This window comes from Pseudomonas sp. RC10-4-2, assembly GCF_050433085.1.
Lineage (GTDB): Bacteria > Pseudomonadota > Gammaproteobacteria > Pseudomonadales > Pseudomonadaceae > Pseudomonas > Pseudomonas aeruginosa.
The window spans coordinates 80,362-93,765 of the sequence record NZ_JBNPXX010000002.1 but is presented as its reverse complement, the minus strand read 5'-3'; the positions used below and the strand labels follow the sequence as shown (position 1 = coordinate 93,765).

Sequence of the window (13,404 nt, the reverse complement as noted above, 5' to 3'; positions counted from 1 at the left end):
GACCGGGCCCCCGGTCGCGGGTAGCGCCTAGGCACGCGAAGCGCTGGCCTTTAAGCGCCCGACCCCGCGCAAGATGGAAAACGCCACCGCAACGGCAGCCAACGTCAGCGACACGCCGAAAAGCAGCAACGCCGTCGACGCACCGAAGCGATCCGCGATCAACCCGGTGAAGATCACCGGCAGGCTGAAGCCGAGGTAGGCCAACAGGAAGTAGCCCGCGCTGGCCCGCGGCTTTTCCGCACCGGCCAGGACATTCACCGCCGACAGCCCGCCCAGGTAGGTGAAGCCGTAGCAGGAACTGCTCGCGCCCAGCGCACCGAACAGCACCGCAGCCAGTGAGCCGTGGATCGCGCCCCAGGCCAGCAGGGCATAGCTCGGCGGCAGGATCACCAGCCCCAGGCAGGTCGCCGAGGCCGGCGCCATCCGCCGCGCCAGCGGCTGGAACAGCAGGCCGCAGCTGATCACGGTGAAGGTCGAGAAGCCCGACCAGCGCGCCAGCCCGTGGGCCGCCAGCAGCGAAGGCAGGACCGCGATGACCAGACCCACAGTGGCCCATGCCAGCAGGATCGAGAGGCCGTACGGCAGGCTGCCGGCGGGAAAGAACGGCAGCCGCAGCATCGGCGTATCGCGCCCGCGCGGCGCCTCGTCCGGCAGGCCCGCCACCGCCGCCAGGGCCACGCAGGCCAGTCCCAGCTGGACCCAGAAGCTGCCGGGCACCAGGCTCTCCCGGAACAGCAGGAACAGACTGGTCAGTGCCGCGCCGAGGCCGAAGCCGAGCGAGGTGCTGGCGGTCACCCAGTTGGCCGAGGTGCGGGAATCCCCGCCCGCGATCAGTTCGCTCATGTAGGCCGTCCCGGTGGCCGATGCCAGGGCCGTGCCGACGCCGAGCAACAGGCGCGCCATGCCGAGCGCCTCCAGGCGCGGCCAGAGCGCCATCACCAGGGTGGCCACCATCGACAGCAGCAGCGCGACGACGATCGGCGGCTTGCGCCCGATCCGATCGGACAACCCGCCGAGTACCAGCAGCACCGGCAGTACGCCGAGCACATAGCCGGAGAAAGCGCTGGCGGTAGCTGCCGCGCCGTAGCCGGAAAGCTCCGCGTAGGCGGTGTACAGCGGCGCCTGGAGGTTCACCGCCAAGGTGATCAGGCACAGGCCGAAAGCCAGGCATGCGGCGTGGCGACGGGTATTGCTCATGCGTTTCTCCGTTCAAGGGCCTGCCGCGGCAGAGCGGTGGGCATTGGCTAGCCCGCGAGAAGAGGCGTCGACTATCCGGCGCGGCGGCGCTACGGAACAAGTAACAGCTGTTCGGATTTGTGCTTAACTGTTCGCCCCAAAAGACCAAACAGTGAGTCAGGCATGCACCTCCGGATCGACCGCAATGCCAGCGAGCCGCTGGTGCAGCAGATCGTCGCAGGGGTCAGCGGCTGGATCCGCGGCAATCGCGTCCGCGCCGGCACGCGGATTCCGTCGATACGCCAGTTGGCCAGGGAAAACCAGCTCAGCCAGTCCAGCGTGATCGAGGCCTACGACCGCCTGGTCGCCCTGGGGATGCTGGAATCGCGGCACGGCTCGGGGTTCTTCGTCGCCGAGGCGCCCGCCGCCACTACCGACCTCGACAGCGAATGGCACGAAGGCGCGGAAAACGCATGGGGCCAGTTCAGCGGCAGCTCGACGAAACTCAAGCTCGGCTGCGGCTGGATTCCGGACAGTTGGCGGGAAGTCGAGGAACTCAGCTACGCGATCCGCCAGGTCGCCCGCAGCGAACTCGCCGGGCTGTTCGACTACAGCACTCCGCTGGGCCTGCCGGCGCTGCGCCAGCACATCCAGAAACGCCTGCGGCTGATCGATATCCATGTCGACCCGGAGCAGATCCTCACCACCACCGGCGCCAGCCATGCCCTCGACCTGTTGGTACGCACGCTGCTCAAGCCGGGCGACGTGGTGGTGGTGGAGAACCCCGGCTACTACAACCTGTTCAACCTGCTGAAGTTCCACGGGGTGAAGATGCTCGGCGTGCCGCGCACCCGCCACGGCCCGGACACCGCCGCGCTGGAGACGATCCTCCGCGCGCACAAGCCGAAGTTCCTTTTCACCAACAGCATGTACCACAACCCCACCGGCACCAGCCTCAGCCCCTCAGTGGCCCACCGCGTGCTGCAACTGGCCGAGCAGCATGATTTCCACATCGTCGAGGATGACATCTACGCCGACTTCCAGAACGGCCCCAGCACCCGCCTGGCAACCCTCGATTCGCTGCGCCGGGTGATCTACCTGGCGAGCTTTTCGAAGACCCTCAGTTGCTCGCTACGGGTCGGCTACCTGATCGCCGGCCCCGAGCTGATCCGGCGCCTGGCGGATGTGAAGATGTACACCAGCATCGGCAGCCAGCGCTTCGCCGAATGCGTGGTCTCGACCATGCTCGCCAACGGCAGTTACCGCAAGCTGGTGCAACGCCTGCGCCAGCGCCTGACCCGGCAGATGGCGGCGACCCTGCGGGTGCTTGGGGACAACGGCTGGGAGGTGTTCGCCGAACCGGTCGGCGGGATGTTCGTCTGGGCCCGTATCGGCGACTACCCGTTCGCCGAATTGCAGGCCGTGGCGACACGCCTGGACGTGCTGCTGTCGCCGGGCAGCGGCTTCAGCCCGGAAGGCGAGGAGAGCGACTGGCTGCGTATCAACATCGCCTATGCCAGCGACCCGCGGGCCCTGGCGTTCTTCGAGGCGTTCGGGTGAGGCGCGCTCTTGCCCTCCCCTGCCTCACTGGTAGTCGAGCAGGATCACCATCGCGGCCAGGACCGAGCCGGGCGTGATTTTCTCGGCGGTCTGCACATAGGACGCTTTCATCGGGATCCAGTACGCCCCGCCGGTGTTCTTGTCGTACGCGGTCACCGGCAACGAGAGTCCCATCCGTAGCGGCACGCCGGCCTCGTCGGTGACCCGGATCGATACGCCGGTCGCGGTGCTGCCCGCCAGGCGCGGCAGCACACCCGAGCCTTCGGCCACCGCGCCCCCCACCGCTTGAAGGCTGTAGCCGACGCGGTTGTACCCGCGAGGACAGCCGGCCACTACGAGATTGAACGGGGTAACGGCCGCGTAGGTGCCGACGCCGTTCAGCCGGACGGCAGCGATCGACTGCAGCTTCACGGTCTGGTCGGCGACCTGGCAGGTCGCATTGATCGTGGTGACGCTCCCGGTCAACCTGATGGAGGAGGTGCCAGACGCAATAAGCCCGTCCTTGTAGGTAATGAGGAAGTACGAGTTGAAGGCTCCGCTCGCGAACTGGCCGTCGGAGAGCGGCGTCGAGTTGCGGAACAACTGGATCTCCGCGATTTGCGAGAAAGTGCCCTTGAAACGGCTGCTCGCCGGTATGCCATCCAGCAGCAGGCGCACCGAGAGGCCCGGCACGTTGGTATTCAGGTCCGGACCATCGATCGGGTCCCAGACACTTCCCTTGTTGTACAGAGAGACGCCGATGAGATCGCAGCTGGGCTTGCCGCACAGTTGCATGGGAGTGAACGTGTAGCGCGACATGACACTTCCCTCGGGAAGGATCGAGGGCACGGCGATATCGCGGCCGCCGAAAGCGTACAGATTGGCAGCCATGCTGGTGCCGGCGGGAACGAACAGGACTGCCGCAAGCAGCAGGGTTCGACGGAACGTCTTGAACTCCATGGGATGACAACCGATGTGTCCGGCATGTCCGGGAAAATCCGCCGGAACCGGAGTGAACTTGATGGGTGGATAATCTTTTCAGAACACCTGGAAAGGAGCCATAAGACAGGACCTACACGGCTCCGCGAATCCGCCTAAGAATCGCTAGGAAAATTCTTAAGCAAGCTCTACAGCTCGCTCTCCGGCAACCCCGGACGCCGCTTGGAGCGCCTGGATGGCAAGCAGCTTCGGTTGACGATGTGGAACGGTAGCGCTGCCACCGGAAAGGAAAAGGCCTTGGCCCGTCGCCAGCCGTGCCTGAACAGGCGAAAGATCGGCTCGCCAACCGGGATGCGGCGGCCTGTCAAAGTGACCGGCGCCATAGCACAAGGCCCGCCATCCCTTGCGGGAGGCGGGCCTTGGGATGGCGCGAAATCAGATGGGGCGGCTGCCGTACTTGCTGTCCGGCTTCTTCGGCGGATCGGCCACCACGTTGGGTTCGATCTCCTGCACCTTTCCACCGCGGGAAAGGAACTCCTCCATCGCCTTGGCGAGGGCGTCACGCTCTTTCTGCTTGGCTTCGACCGAGGGCAGCTCCTCTTCCACCACGGCGGCTTTCGCCTTCTTCCCGGGGGCGGGGGCCTCGTCGCCGTCGCCGCTGTCCGCTTCGCCGTCGTCGGCCGCGGCCAGCTCTTCGCCGTCGTCCTCGTCAGCGCCGTCCAGCTCGTCCTGTTCCAGTTCTTCTTCGCTCATGGTCAACCTCTCGGTGCTGCAAAAGCAGGTTAGTTATAGCCCAGCCGCGCGTTTTGATGAGCGCCGCCGGAAAAAATTCATACTGACTCGCCCTGCCAGGTGGCGAGCACGCGCCGTGCCCCGCCCCTGTCCCGGTGTTCACCGAGATAGATCCCCTGCCAGGTGCCCAGTGCCAACCCTCCCGACTGTATCGGCAGGGTCAGTTGGCAGCCCAGCAGGCTGGCCTTGAAATGCGCCGGAAGGTCGTCCGGACCTTCGTCGTTGTGTTCATAGCCGACTTCGCCGCGTGGCGCCAGCCGCTCGAAAAAACGCTCGAAATCCCGGCGTACGGCAGGATCGGCATTTTCATTCAGGGTCAGTGAAGCCGACGTATGTTGCAAAAGCAGGTGCAGCAGGCCGACCCGGCACCGCCGAAGCTCCGGCAAGGCGTCGAGTATCTCCTCGGTGACGAGGTGAAAGCCCCGCGGACGCGGGCGCAAGGTGATCAGGGTCTGCTGCCACATGCTGCTGTTCCAAATCGGCTCCGATCCGTCGCGCCGCGCATTCTAGCGCGGCATTTGAAAAAGCAAAGAGCGTAAGAGGCAGACCTGTGAAAGCTGATGGTGGCGCAGTCCGCTGGCAGTCACTGAAAGACCGGTTGCGGAAAGGTGGTGGCAGTCGCGGGAAGCGCCCAGGACTTTCGACGCACAAGGGCATGGCGTTCGGCGAAGGCGAGCGCGGGAGGCAAACCGACGCCCGGCGGAAAGCCGGGCGCCGGCAGGTATTACAGGTTGTAGCCGCGCTCGTTGTGCAGCGCCAGGTCGAGGCCGACCGCTTCCTCTTCCTCGGTGACCCGCAGGCCCATGACCAGGTCCAGCACCTTGAGGATCACGAAGGTCACCACGGCGGTGTAGACCACGGTGAAGGCCACGCCCTTGAACTGCACGAAGAACTGCGCGCCGATGTCCTCCACGCTGCCGAAGCCGCCCAGCGACGGCGCCGCGAAGATCCCGGTGAGCAGCGCGCCGACGATACCGCCGACCGCATGTACGCCGAAGGCGTCGAGGGAATCGTCGTATTTCAGCGCGCGCTTGAGACTGGTGGCGGCGAAGAAACAGATCACCCCGGAGGCCAGGCCGATCACCAGCGCGCCCATCGGACCGGCGGTGCCGGCGGCCGGGGTGATGGCCACCAGACCGGCGACCACGCCGGACGCGATGCCCAGGGCGCTCGGCTTGCCGTGGGTGATCCACTCGGCGAACATCCAGGCCAGGGCCGCGGCGGCGGTGGCGATCTGGGTCACCAGCATGGCCATCCCGGCGGTGCCGTTGGCGGCGGCGGCGGAACCGGCGTTGAAACCGAACCAGCCGATCCACAGCATGGCCGCCCCGACCAAGGTGTAGCCGAGGTTGTGCGGCGCCATCGGCGTGGTCGGGTAGCCCTTGCGCTTGCCCAGCACCAGGCAGGCGACCAGACCGGCGATACCGGCGTTGATGTGCACCACGGTGCCGCCGGCGAAGTCCAGCACGCCCCAGTCCCACATCAGGGCGCCGTCACCGCTCCAGACCATGTGCGCGATCGGCGCGTAGACCACGGTGAACCAGACCGCCATGAAGATCAGCATCGCCGAGAACTTCATGCGCTCGGCGAAGGCGCCGACGATCAGCGCCGGAGTGATGATCGCGAAGGTCATCTGGAAGGTGATGAACACGCTTTCCGGGAACAGCGCGGTGGCGGAAGTCAGGCCGTCGGCGGTGAGACCGCTGAGGAAGGCCTTGTCCAGTCCGCCGACGAAGGAATTGAAGTTGAGGACGCCCTTCTCCATCCCGGCGGTATCGAACGCCAGGCTGTAGCCATAGACCACCCAGAGAATGGTGATCAGGCCGGTGATGGCGAAGCACTGCATCATGATCGACAGCACGTTCTTCGCTCGCACCATGCCGCCGTAGAACAGCGCCAGGCCGGGGATGGTCATGAGCAGGACGAGCGCAGTGGAGATCAGCATCCAGGCGGTGTCGCCGCTGTTCAGGACGGGCTCCTCGGCGGCCAGGGCGACGCCCGGCAAAGCGAGGGACAATAGGGCTCCTAGCCCTGCGATCTTACGCAGAGTCATGTTGGTATTCTCCTGGGGCTTTTGGGGGTTCGGTTGGGCTTAGATCGCGTCGGTATCGGTTTCGCCGGTACGGATGCGGATGGCCTGTTCCAGGTTCACCACGAAGATCTTGCCGTCACCGATCTTGCCGGTATTGGCCGCCTTGGTGATCGCCTCGATGACGCGGTCCAGCTGGTCGTCGGCGATCGCCACGTCGATCTTCACCTTGGGCAGGAAGTCGACGACGTACTCGGCGCCGCGATACAGCTCGGTGTGGCCCTTTTGCCGGCCGAAACCCTTGACCTCGGTCACCGTGATGCCCTGCACACCGATCTCGGACAACGACTCGCGGACGTCGTCCAACTTGAACGGCTTGATGATGGCAGTGACTAGCTTCATGAAACTCTCTCCCGTGTTTGGTGGACTCGCCCCAGGAAAACGAACCCGAGGACAGTCTAAGCGCAGTGTCTGGCTTTGTAACGCGCCGGTCCCTCTGGGAAGCATGATCGGGACCCTCCGCCCCGACCTGGCCCTGCTGCGGCCGTTCGATGCCGCAACCTGCCGGCCTCCCGCAACCGCCTCATCTGCCGCACCGGTACTGCTTCAGTGCACGCCTCACCCCGGCCAAAGCAGAAAGCTTGCCAGCTCCGGCAAATCCGCCGGATTTCAAGCTCTTAGCCGCCAACCCGGGGATAGTGCGGAACGCCGGGCTCCGGGCGGCGCACCAAATAGGCACAGACGCGCTCCGACAGTTGCGCAAAAAGTGTGCAATGGCCCTCCCGCGAGCGCCGCCGACATCGTGCTAGACTGCCGCCCACTCGTTACCGGAACCCTCGCCATGCTGCCGCCCAAAGCCGTCTTCGAAGCCCTCAGCCAACAAGCCAGCCGCCTGTTCGCCGGCGAATCGCCGTTGCCCAAGGCCGAGCTGGAGTCGCAGTTCCGCGCCCTGATGCAGAGCGCCTTCAGCAAGCTCGACCTGGTCAGCCGCGAGGAGTTCGACAGCCAGATGCTGGTCCTCGCCCGCACTCGCGCACGGCTGGAAGCCCTGGAGGCCAAGGTGGCGGAACTCGAAAGCAAGCTGACGCCGCCCGCCGACTGATCCTCCCCCCTGCGAGCGGCGTGAGATCAAGGAGCGATCCATGTCCCTGGCGATTGTCCACAGCCGAGCCCAGGTCGGCGTCGAAGCCCCCTGCGTCAGCGTCGAGGCGCACCTGGCCAACGGCCTGCCTTCGCTGACCCTGGTCGGCCTGCCGGAAACCGCGGTGCGCGAGAGCAAGGACCGCGTGCGCAGCGCCCTGCTCAATGCCGGTTTCGACTTCCCCGCGCGGCGCATCACCCTCAACCTCGCCCCCGCCGACCTACCCAAGGACGGCGGTCGCTTCGACCTGGCCATCGCACTCGGCATCCTCGCCGCCAGCGGCCAGTTGCCCGGCACCGCCCTCGACGGCCTGGAGTGCCTCGGCGAACTGGCCCTGTCCGGGGCGATCCGGCCAGTGCGAGGCGTATTGCCGGCCGCGCTGGCGGCGCGCGACGCAAGGCGCGTTCTGGTGGTACCGAAGGAAAATGCCGAAGAGGCCAGCCTGGCCAGCGGGCTGACGGTGTTCGCCGTGGACCACCTGCTGGAGATCGCCGGACACCTCTCCGGCCAGGCCCCGCTGCCGCCCTACCAGGCCCGCGGCCTGCTCCGCGCGCCCTTCCCTTATCCAGATCTGGCCGAGGTCCAGGGCCAGGCCGCCGCCAAGCGCGCCCTGCTGGTGGCCGCCGCCGGCGCGCACAACCTGTTGCTCAGCGGCCCGCCGGGCACCGGCAAGACCCTCCTGGCCAGCCGCCTGCCCGGCCTGCTGCCGGCGCTCGACGAGGACGAAGCCCTGGAGGTCGCGGCGATCCATTCGGTGGCCAGCCACGTCCCCCTCAGGCACTGGCCGCAGCGACCGTTCCGCCAGCCGCACCACTCCGCCTCCGCGCCGGCCCTGGTCGGCGGCGGCAGCCGCCCGCAGCCGGGCGAGATCACCCTGGCGCACCAGGGCGTGCTGTTCCTCGACGAACTGCCGGAGTTCGAGCGCAAGGTCCTGGAGGTCCTGCGCGAGCCGCTGGAAAGCGGCGAGATCGTCATTGCCCGGGCCAACGGCCGGGTACGTTTCCCGGCGCGCTTCCAACTGGTGGCGGCGATGAATCCCTGTCCCTGTGGCTACCTCGGCGATCCCAGTGGCCGCTGCCGCTGCACCCCGGAACAGGTCCAGCGCTACCGGGGCAAGCTGTCCGGACCGCTGCTCGATCGCATCGACCTGCACGTCAGCGTGCTCCGCGAAAGCACCAGCCTGCAGCCAGGACACGGCGAAACCGCTACCGCCGAGGTCAGCGAACGGGTGGGCGCCGCACGGCAACGGCAACTGGCCCGCCAGGGCTGCGCCAATGCCCATCTCGATCTCCAGGCGATGCACCGCAATTGTGCACTCGCCGAAGCGGACCGCCGCTGGCTGGAGGCTGCCGGAGAGCGCCTGGAACTTTCCTTGCGCGCCTTGCATCGCATACTCAAGGTGGCCCGGACGCTGGCCGACCTGGAGCGCATCGATGCCATCGAACGCCGGCACCTGGCGGAAGCCCTGCAGTATCGGGCAATGACCTCCACGTGAAGCGTAATAATTCAGCAAAGCTATCGATTAAGGCTTTTCGAATCAAATTAGCTATCACGATGTGTTAGGCTGTTTCGTCTTCCGCCTTCGGCGGGCAATCCGATCACAAGGAGAGCTAGCTTACATGGAGACACCCACTACCCCCCGGAGCACCCTGAATCCTCCGGTCTTCTATACCTCCGCCGCCCTGATCCTGGCCCTGGTGCTGTTTACCGTCCTCCTCCAGGAAGAAGCGCAATCGCTGTTCAACCACGTCCAGCAATGGATCATCACCAACGCTAGCTGGTTCTACGTACTGGCCGTGGCGCTGATCCTGATCAGCGTGGTGTTCCTCGCCGTCAGCCGCTACGGCGACATCAAGCTCGGCCCCGACCACAGTCGTCCCGACTACCGCAACACCACCTGGTTCGCCATGCTGTTCTCCGCCGGCATGGGCATCGGCCTGATGTTCTTCGGCGTTGCCGAACCGGTGATGCACTTCACCACCCCGCCGGTGGGCGAGCCGAACACCGTGCAGGCGGCGAAGGAAGCGATGAAGCTGACCTTCTTCCACTGGGGCCTGCATGCCTGGGCGATCTACGCCATCGTCGCGCTGATCCTGGCCTTCTTCAGCTATCGCCACGGCCTGCCGCTGACCCTGCGCTCGGCGCTGTATCCGCTGATCGGCGAACGTATCTACGGCCCCATCGGCCACGCGGTGGATATCTTCGCGATCATCGGCACCGTGTTCGGCGTGGCGACTTCGCTCGGCTACGGCGTGCTGCAGATCAACAGCGGCCTGCACCACCTGTTCGGCTGGCCGGTGAACCAGACCGTGCAGATCGCCCTGATCGCCGCCACCTGCGGCCTCGCCACGCTCTCGGTGGCCAGCGGACTGGACCGCGGCATCCGCATCCTGTCCGAACTGAACCTGAGCCTGGCGGTGATCCTGCTGCTCTTCGTGCTGGTCCTCGGGCCGACCGTGTTTCTCCTGCAGACCTACGTGCAGAACACCGGGGCCTACCTGTCCGACATCGTCAACAAGACCTTCAACCTGTACGCCTACGAGCCCACCGATTGGATCGGCGGCTGGACCCTGCTGTACTGGGGCTGGTGGCTGTCCTGGTCGCCCTTCGTCGGCCTGTTCATCGCCCGTATCTCGCGCGGCCGCACCATCCGCGAGTTCGTCTGCGGCGTGCTGTTCGTCCCGGCCGGCTTCACCCTGCTGTGGATGACGGTGTTCGGCGATACCGCCATCCACATGGTCCTGCAGGAGGGCTTCACCCAGTTGGCCGAAGTGGTCAACCAGGACAGTTCGGTGGCGCTGTTCGCCTTCCTCGAGCACTTCCCGCTGGGCAGCGTGATCTCGCTGGTAGCGGTGCTGATGGTGGTGGTGTTCTTCGTCACCTCGGCCGACTCCGGCGCGCTGGTGGTGGACATGCTGGCCTCCAGCGGCAAGGACCACTCGCCGCTCTGGCAGCGGATATTCTGGTCGGTGCTGATGGGCGTGGTGGCCATCGCCCTGCTCCTCGCCGATGGCCTCAAGGCGCTGCAAACCGCGACCATCGCCAGCGCGCTGCCATTCTCCATCGTGCTCCTGGCGTCGATCTGGGGCCTGTTCAAGGCGCTGCACCTGGATGCCACCAAGCGCGGCATCCGCTACCAGGCGCTGACCTTCTCCCGCCCCACCACGCGCAGCGGCGCAAGCGAGGGCGACGGTTGGCAGCGCCGCCTGCGCAACATCGCCATGTTCCCAAGGCGCAGCCACGTCAACCGCTTCATCACCGATGTGGCGCGACCGGCCTGCGAGGACGTCGCCGCCGAACTGCGCAAGCAGGGCTACGAAGTCCAGGTGCAGGACGGCGAGGACGGCCGGGTTCGGCTGGAAGTCAGCCACGGCGGCGAGGTCGATTTCATCTACGAGGTGCGTCCGCGCGCCTTCACCACGCCGAGCTTCGTGATGCGCGACACCGAGGACAGCAGCGAGTCGCGCAAGTATTTCCGCGCCGAGGTCCATCTCCAGGAAGGCGGCCAGGACTACGACATCATGGGCTGGAGCCGCGACGGCGTGATCGGCGACATCCTCGACCAGTACGAGCGGCACATGCACTTCCTGCACGTGGTGCGCTGAGGGATGCGGGGGCCGGCCAATGCCGGCCCCTCGCCGTTTCGCCTACTGGATCTGCTCCGGAGTGACGATCACCCAGTTCCTGTCCGCCGTCACCGGCAGGCCGGCCTTGGCCTGTGCGGCGGAATGCTGCTTGATCATGCCGTTGATCTGCTCCATGTACTTGGCCTTGCGGTTGACCCACAGGTGCACGCCGTTTTCCGCGGTGCCGTTGAACAGCATGTAACCGTCGCTGTCCGGGGTATCGCCGGCGACCAGGATCGGCCGCTTCCAACGGTCGATGTAGGTGAGGATCGCAGCCTGCTTGCCGGCCATCCAGGTCGCCGGGGTCCACAGGTAGGGGGTCACCTCCAGGTCGAGGTTGGCCTTGGGATCGTACTTGCCCTCGGCGATCTGCTTGCGCGCAGTGGTCAGCTCGCCGGTCTTGCGGTTCTTCAGCAGGGTGGTGACGCCGATGACGTTCTCCGGCTTGGCGTTGTAGCCATACCTGGGGTCCGCCGCGACCATCCGCACCAGTTCCTCATGGGCCGCGCTGATCACGTAGACCTCGATGCCGTTTTCCATCAGCTTGTTGTACAGCTCGCGCTGGCCGCTGAACACGCGCGGCGGCTCGACGTCGAGCGTGGCGAGCTTGTCGCCGTCGTAATAGGTGGCGGGGATCGGCTTGCCGTAGGCCATCAGTTCGTCGACATAGCCCTTCAGTTCCCTGAGGGTGAAGCCTGAGAACACCTGGGCGACCCAGGGATAGCAGACCATGTCGTCGATCTCGCAAAGCCGGTAGTAGTAGCTGAACAGGCTCTCCTTGTGCCCGGCCTGGTCCTTGAACGGGATCAGTTTCAGCGAAGGGTCGAGCCTGTCGCGGGTCAGCACGCCCTTCATTTCCAGATAGGGCAGCAGCGATTCTTCCAGGTCGTAGCGATAGCTGGTGTTGTCCATGTCGAACACGGCATAGGCGCCCTTGTTCGCGTTGGCCTCGATCAGTGCATTCAGTTGCCTGGCGGCGGGGGCCGGCCAGTGCTCGAGTTCGGTGGCGCTGGCCTGGCCGACTGCGGCGGCGAGCGCCAGCGCGGCGAGTATTCCTTTGGCGAAGGTCATGGCGGGTTCCTTTGGGCGGTTGGAAGGAAGCTCCGTCCCCTGCCGCTCCCGACAGGCAACGACCAACGACCCTAGCGCAAACCCTGCGCCCGGCCCAGCGACGGCAGCGACCTGTAACGTCGCGTCAGCGCCAGGAGTTGTCCGGCGGCGTCACGCCAGCCGCTCGACGACGGGCAGACGCATCGCCGCCACCTCCGCGAGGAGGAAGTCGCGCAATCGCTGGAAGCGTTCCTGTCCCCTGCGGGCACGAGGCCAGACCAGGTGATAGCTTTCGCCGCTGGCCACCGCCACCGGCCAGGGCAGGCCGATGCGGCCCTGGGCGACATCCTCGGCGACCATCACCAGGTCGCCGATGGACACGCCATAGCCTCGCGCGGCGGCGACGATGCCCAGTTCCAGCGTGTCGAACACCTGGCCGCCCTTGAGCGACACCTCCTCCCCCAGCCCGGTCCGTTGCAGCCAGCGTCGCCAGTCGCGACGATCCGGCGTGGGGTGCAGCAACTCGCTGTCACGCAGGCGTTGGAGGGTCCAGGGCTCCACGGCCTCGTCGGGATCGCAGACCGGCACCAGCCATTCGGCGAACAGCGCTGCCGTTTCCCATTCCGGGCTGAACTGGCCGCTGCCCAGCAACACCGCGCAGTCGAAAGGCTCGCGCTGGAAGTCCACCGAGTCCACATCCATCCAGGCACTGGTGAGCTGCACCTCGATATCCGGGTTCAGGTGGCGGAAGCGGCTCAGGCGCGGTAGCAGCCAGCGCAGGGTAAGGGTGGAAGGCGCCTTCAGGCGCAGGGTGGCGTCGTCCACACGCAGGGCGGTGCAGGCCCGTTCCAGCGCATCGAAGCCGTCGCGCAGCCCGGGCAGCAGCAGGCGTGCCGGCTCGGTCAGCTGCAACTGGCGGCCATGGCGCTCGAACAGACGACAACCGAAGTGCTCCTCCAGGGTACGGATGTGCCGGCTCACCGCGCTCTGGGTTATCGCCAGTTCCTCGCCGGCGCGGGTGAAAGAGGCGTGCCGGGCGGCAGCCTCGAAGGCGCGCAGGGCATACAGCGGGGGCAGGCGACGGGTCATTGGGGAATTACCTCTTTCATGAC

At 66.2% G+C, this 13,404-nt stretch carries 12 protein-coding genes; 4 read left to right on the top strand and 8 right to left on the bottom strand.

Features of this window, described 5'->3' with window-relative positions:
• Positions 1 to 27: 27 nt before the first annotated feature.
• A complete protein-coding gene (locus FHW81_RS08435) occupies positions 28 to 1,197 on the bottom strand; it encodes an MFS transporter (RefSeq protein WP_019681875.1) in 1,170 nt (389 codons plus the stop codon).
• Positions 1,198 to 1,359: 162 nt separating this feature from the next.
• On the opposite strand from FHW81_RS08435, the gene FHW81_RS08430 reads away from it, so the two are divergent.
• Entirely contained in the window at positions 1,360 to 2,736 is a 1,377-nt protein-coding gene (locus FHW81_RS08430; protein WP_003098233.1) for a PLP-dependent aminotransferase family protein, read from the top strand.
• A gap of 24 nt (positions 2,737 to 2,760) precedes the next feature.
• Here the strand turns inward: FHW81_RS08430 and FHW81_RS08425 are convergent, their stop codons facing one another.
• From FHW81_RS08425 to glnK, 5 genes are all read right to left on the bottom strand, one after another.
• On the bottom strand, positions 2,761 to 3,675 hold the full coding sequence (locus FHW81_RS08425) for a fimbrial protein (RefSeq protein WP_033936226.1): 915 nt from the start codon (positions 3,673 to 3,675) through the stop codon (positions 2,761 to 2,763).
• Between the two features lie 414 nt (positions 3,676 to 4,089).
• On the bottom strand, positions 4,090 to 4,407 hold the full coding sequence (sutA, locus tag FHW81_RS08420) for a transcriptional regulator SutA (protein WP_003098240.1): 318 nt from the start codon (positions 4,405 to 4,407) through the stop codon (positions 4,090 to 4,092).
• 77 nt (positions 4,408 to 4,484) lie between these two features.
• On the bottom strand, positions 4,485 to 4,910 hold the full coding sequence (locus tag FHW81_RS08415) for a secondary thiamine-phosphate synthase enzyme YjbQ (RefSeq protein WP_003096441.1): 426 nt from the start codon (positions 4,908 to 4,910) through the stop codon (positions 4,485 to 4,487).
• A gap of 260 nt (positions 4,911 to 5,170) precedes the next feature.
• Positions 5,171 to 6,499 carry an ammonium transporter gene (locus FHW81_RS08410; RefSeq protein WP_003109815.1) on the bottom strand — a complete coding sequence of 443 codons (1,329 nt, stop codon included), beginning with the start codon at positions 6,497 to 6,499 and terminating at the stop codon, positions 5,171 to 5,173.
• 39 nt (positions 6,500 to 6,538) lie between these two features.
• Positions 6,539 to 6,877, bottom strand: coding sequence for a P-II family nitrogen regulator (gene glnK, locus FHW81_RS08405; protein ID WP_003096476.1), 339 nt, complete (start codon positions 6,875 to 6,877; stop codon positions 6,539 to 6,541).
• A 439-nt stretch (positions 6,878 to 7,316) separates the two neighbouring features.
• Here glnK and FHW81_RS08400 point away from each other — a divergent pair, with 439 nt between their 5' ends.
• From FHW81_RS08400 to betT, 3 genes are all read left to right on the top strand, one after another.
• Positions 7,317 to 7,577: an accessory factor UbiK family protein gene (locus tag FHW81_RS08400; protein WP_003096478.1), complete on the top strand. Its 261-nt coding sequence runs from the start codon at positions 7,317 to 7,319 to the stop codon at positions 7,575 to 7,577.
• Between the two features lie 40 nt (positions 7,578 to 7,617).
• Positions 7,618 to 9,111 (top strand): YifB family Mg chelatase-like AAA ATPase, encoded by a 1,494-nt coding sequence (locus FHW81_RS08395; RefSeq protein WP_003098248.1) that lies wholly within the window; start codon positions 7,618 to 7,620, stop codon positions 9,109 to 9,111.
• Positions 9,112 to 9,235: 124 nt separating this feature from the next.
• The gene (gene betT, locus FHW81_RS08390) at positions 9,236 to 11,221 is read left to right on the top strand and encodes a choline BCCT transporter BetT (RefSeq protein WP_003096496.1); all 1,986 of its coding nucleotides are present in this window, start codon (positions 9,236 to 9,238) and stop codon (positions 11,219 to 11,221) included.
• 42 nt (positions 11,222 to 11,263) lie between these two features.
• Here the strand turns inward: betT and pchP are convergent, their stop codons facing one another.
• Together pchP and FHW81_RS08380 are read right to left on the bottom strand one after the other, a co-directional pair.
• Positions 11,264 to 12,313 carry a phosphorylcholine phosphatase gene (gene pchP, locus FHW81_RS08385; RefSeq protein WP_003110458.1) on the bottom strand — a complete coding sequence of 350 codons (1,050 nt, stop codon included), beginning with the start codon at positions 12,311 to 12,313 and terminating at the stop codon, positions 11,264 to 11,266.
• 150 nt (positions 12,314 to 12,463) lie between these two features.
• Positions 12,464 to 13,381 carry a LysR substrate-binding domain-containing protein gene (locus tag FHW81_RS08380; protein WP_003098255.1) on the bottom strand — a complete coding sequence of 306 codons (918 nt, stop codon included), beginning with the start codon at positions 13,379 to 13,381 and terminating at the stop codon, positions 12,464 to 12,466.
• Between the last annotated feature and the right edge of the window lie 23 nt (positions 13,382 to 13,404).

Coding starts and splice junctions, on each gene's coding strand:
- FHW81_RS08435 (WP_019681875.1), bottom strand. CDS start 1,197: ATGAGCAATACCCGTCGCCACGCCGCATGCCTGGCTTTCGGCCTGTGC.
- FHW81_RS08430 (WP_003098233.1), top strand. CDS start 1,360: ATGCACCTCCGGATCGACCGCAATGCCAGCGAGCCGCTGGTGCAGCAG.
- FHW81_RS08425 (WP_033936226.1), bottom strand. CDS start 3,675: ATGGAGTTCAAGACGTTCCGTCGAACCCTGCTGCTTGCGGCAGTCCTG.
- sutA (WP_003098240.1), bottom strand. CDS start 4,407: ATGAGCGAAGAAGAACTGGAACAGGACGAGCTGGACGGCGCTGACGAG.
- FHW81_RS08415 (WP_003096441.1), bottom strand. CDS start 4,910: ATGTGGCAGCAGACCCTGATCACCTTGCGCCCGCGTCCGCGGGGCTTT.
- FHW81_RS08410 (WP_003109815.1), bottom strand. CDS start 6,499: ATGACTCTGCGTAAGATCGCAGGGCTAGGAGCCCTATTGTCCCTCGCT.
- glnK (WP_003096476.1), bottom strand. CDS start 6,877: ATGAAGCTAGTCACTGCCATCATCAAGCCGTTCAAGTTGGACGACGTC.
- FHW81_RS08400 (WP_003096478.1), top strand. CDS start 7,317: ATGCTGCCGCCCAAAGCCGTCTTCGAAGCCCTCAGCCAACAAGCCAGC.
- FHW81_RS08395 (WP_003098248.1), top strand. CDS start 7,618: ATGTCCCTGGCGATTGTCCACAGCCGAGCCCAGGTCGGCGTCGAAGCC.
- betT (WP_003096496.1), top strand. CDS start 9,236: ATGGAGACACCCACTACCCCCCGGAGCACCCTGAATCCTCCGGTCTTC.
- pchP (WP_003110458.1), bottom strand. CDS start 12,313: ATGACCTTCGCCAAAGGAATACTCGCCGCGCTGGCGCTCGCCGCCGCA.
- FHW81_RS08380 (WP_003098255.1), bottom strand. CDS start 13,381: ATGACCCGTCGCCTGCCCCCGCTGTATGCCCTGCGCGCCTTCGAGGCT.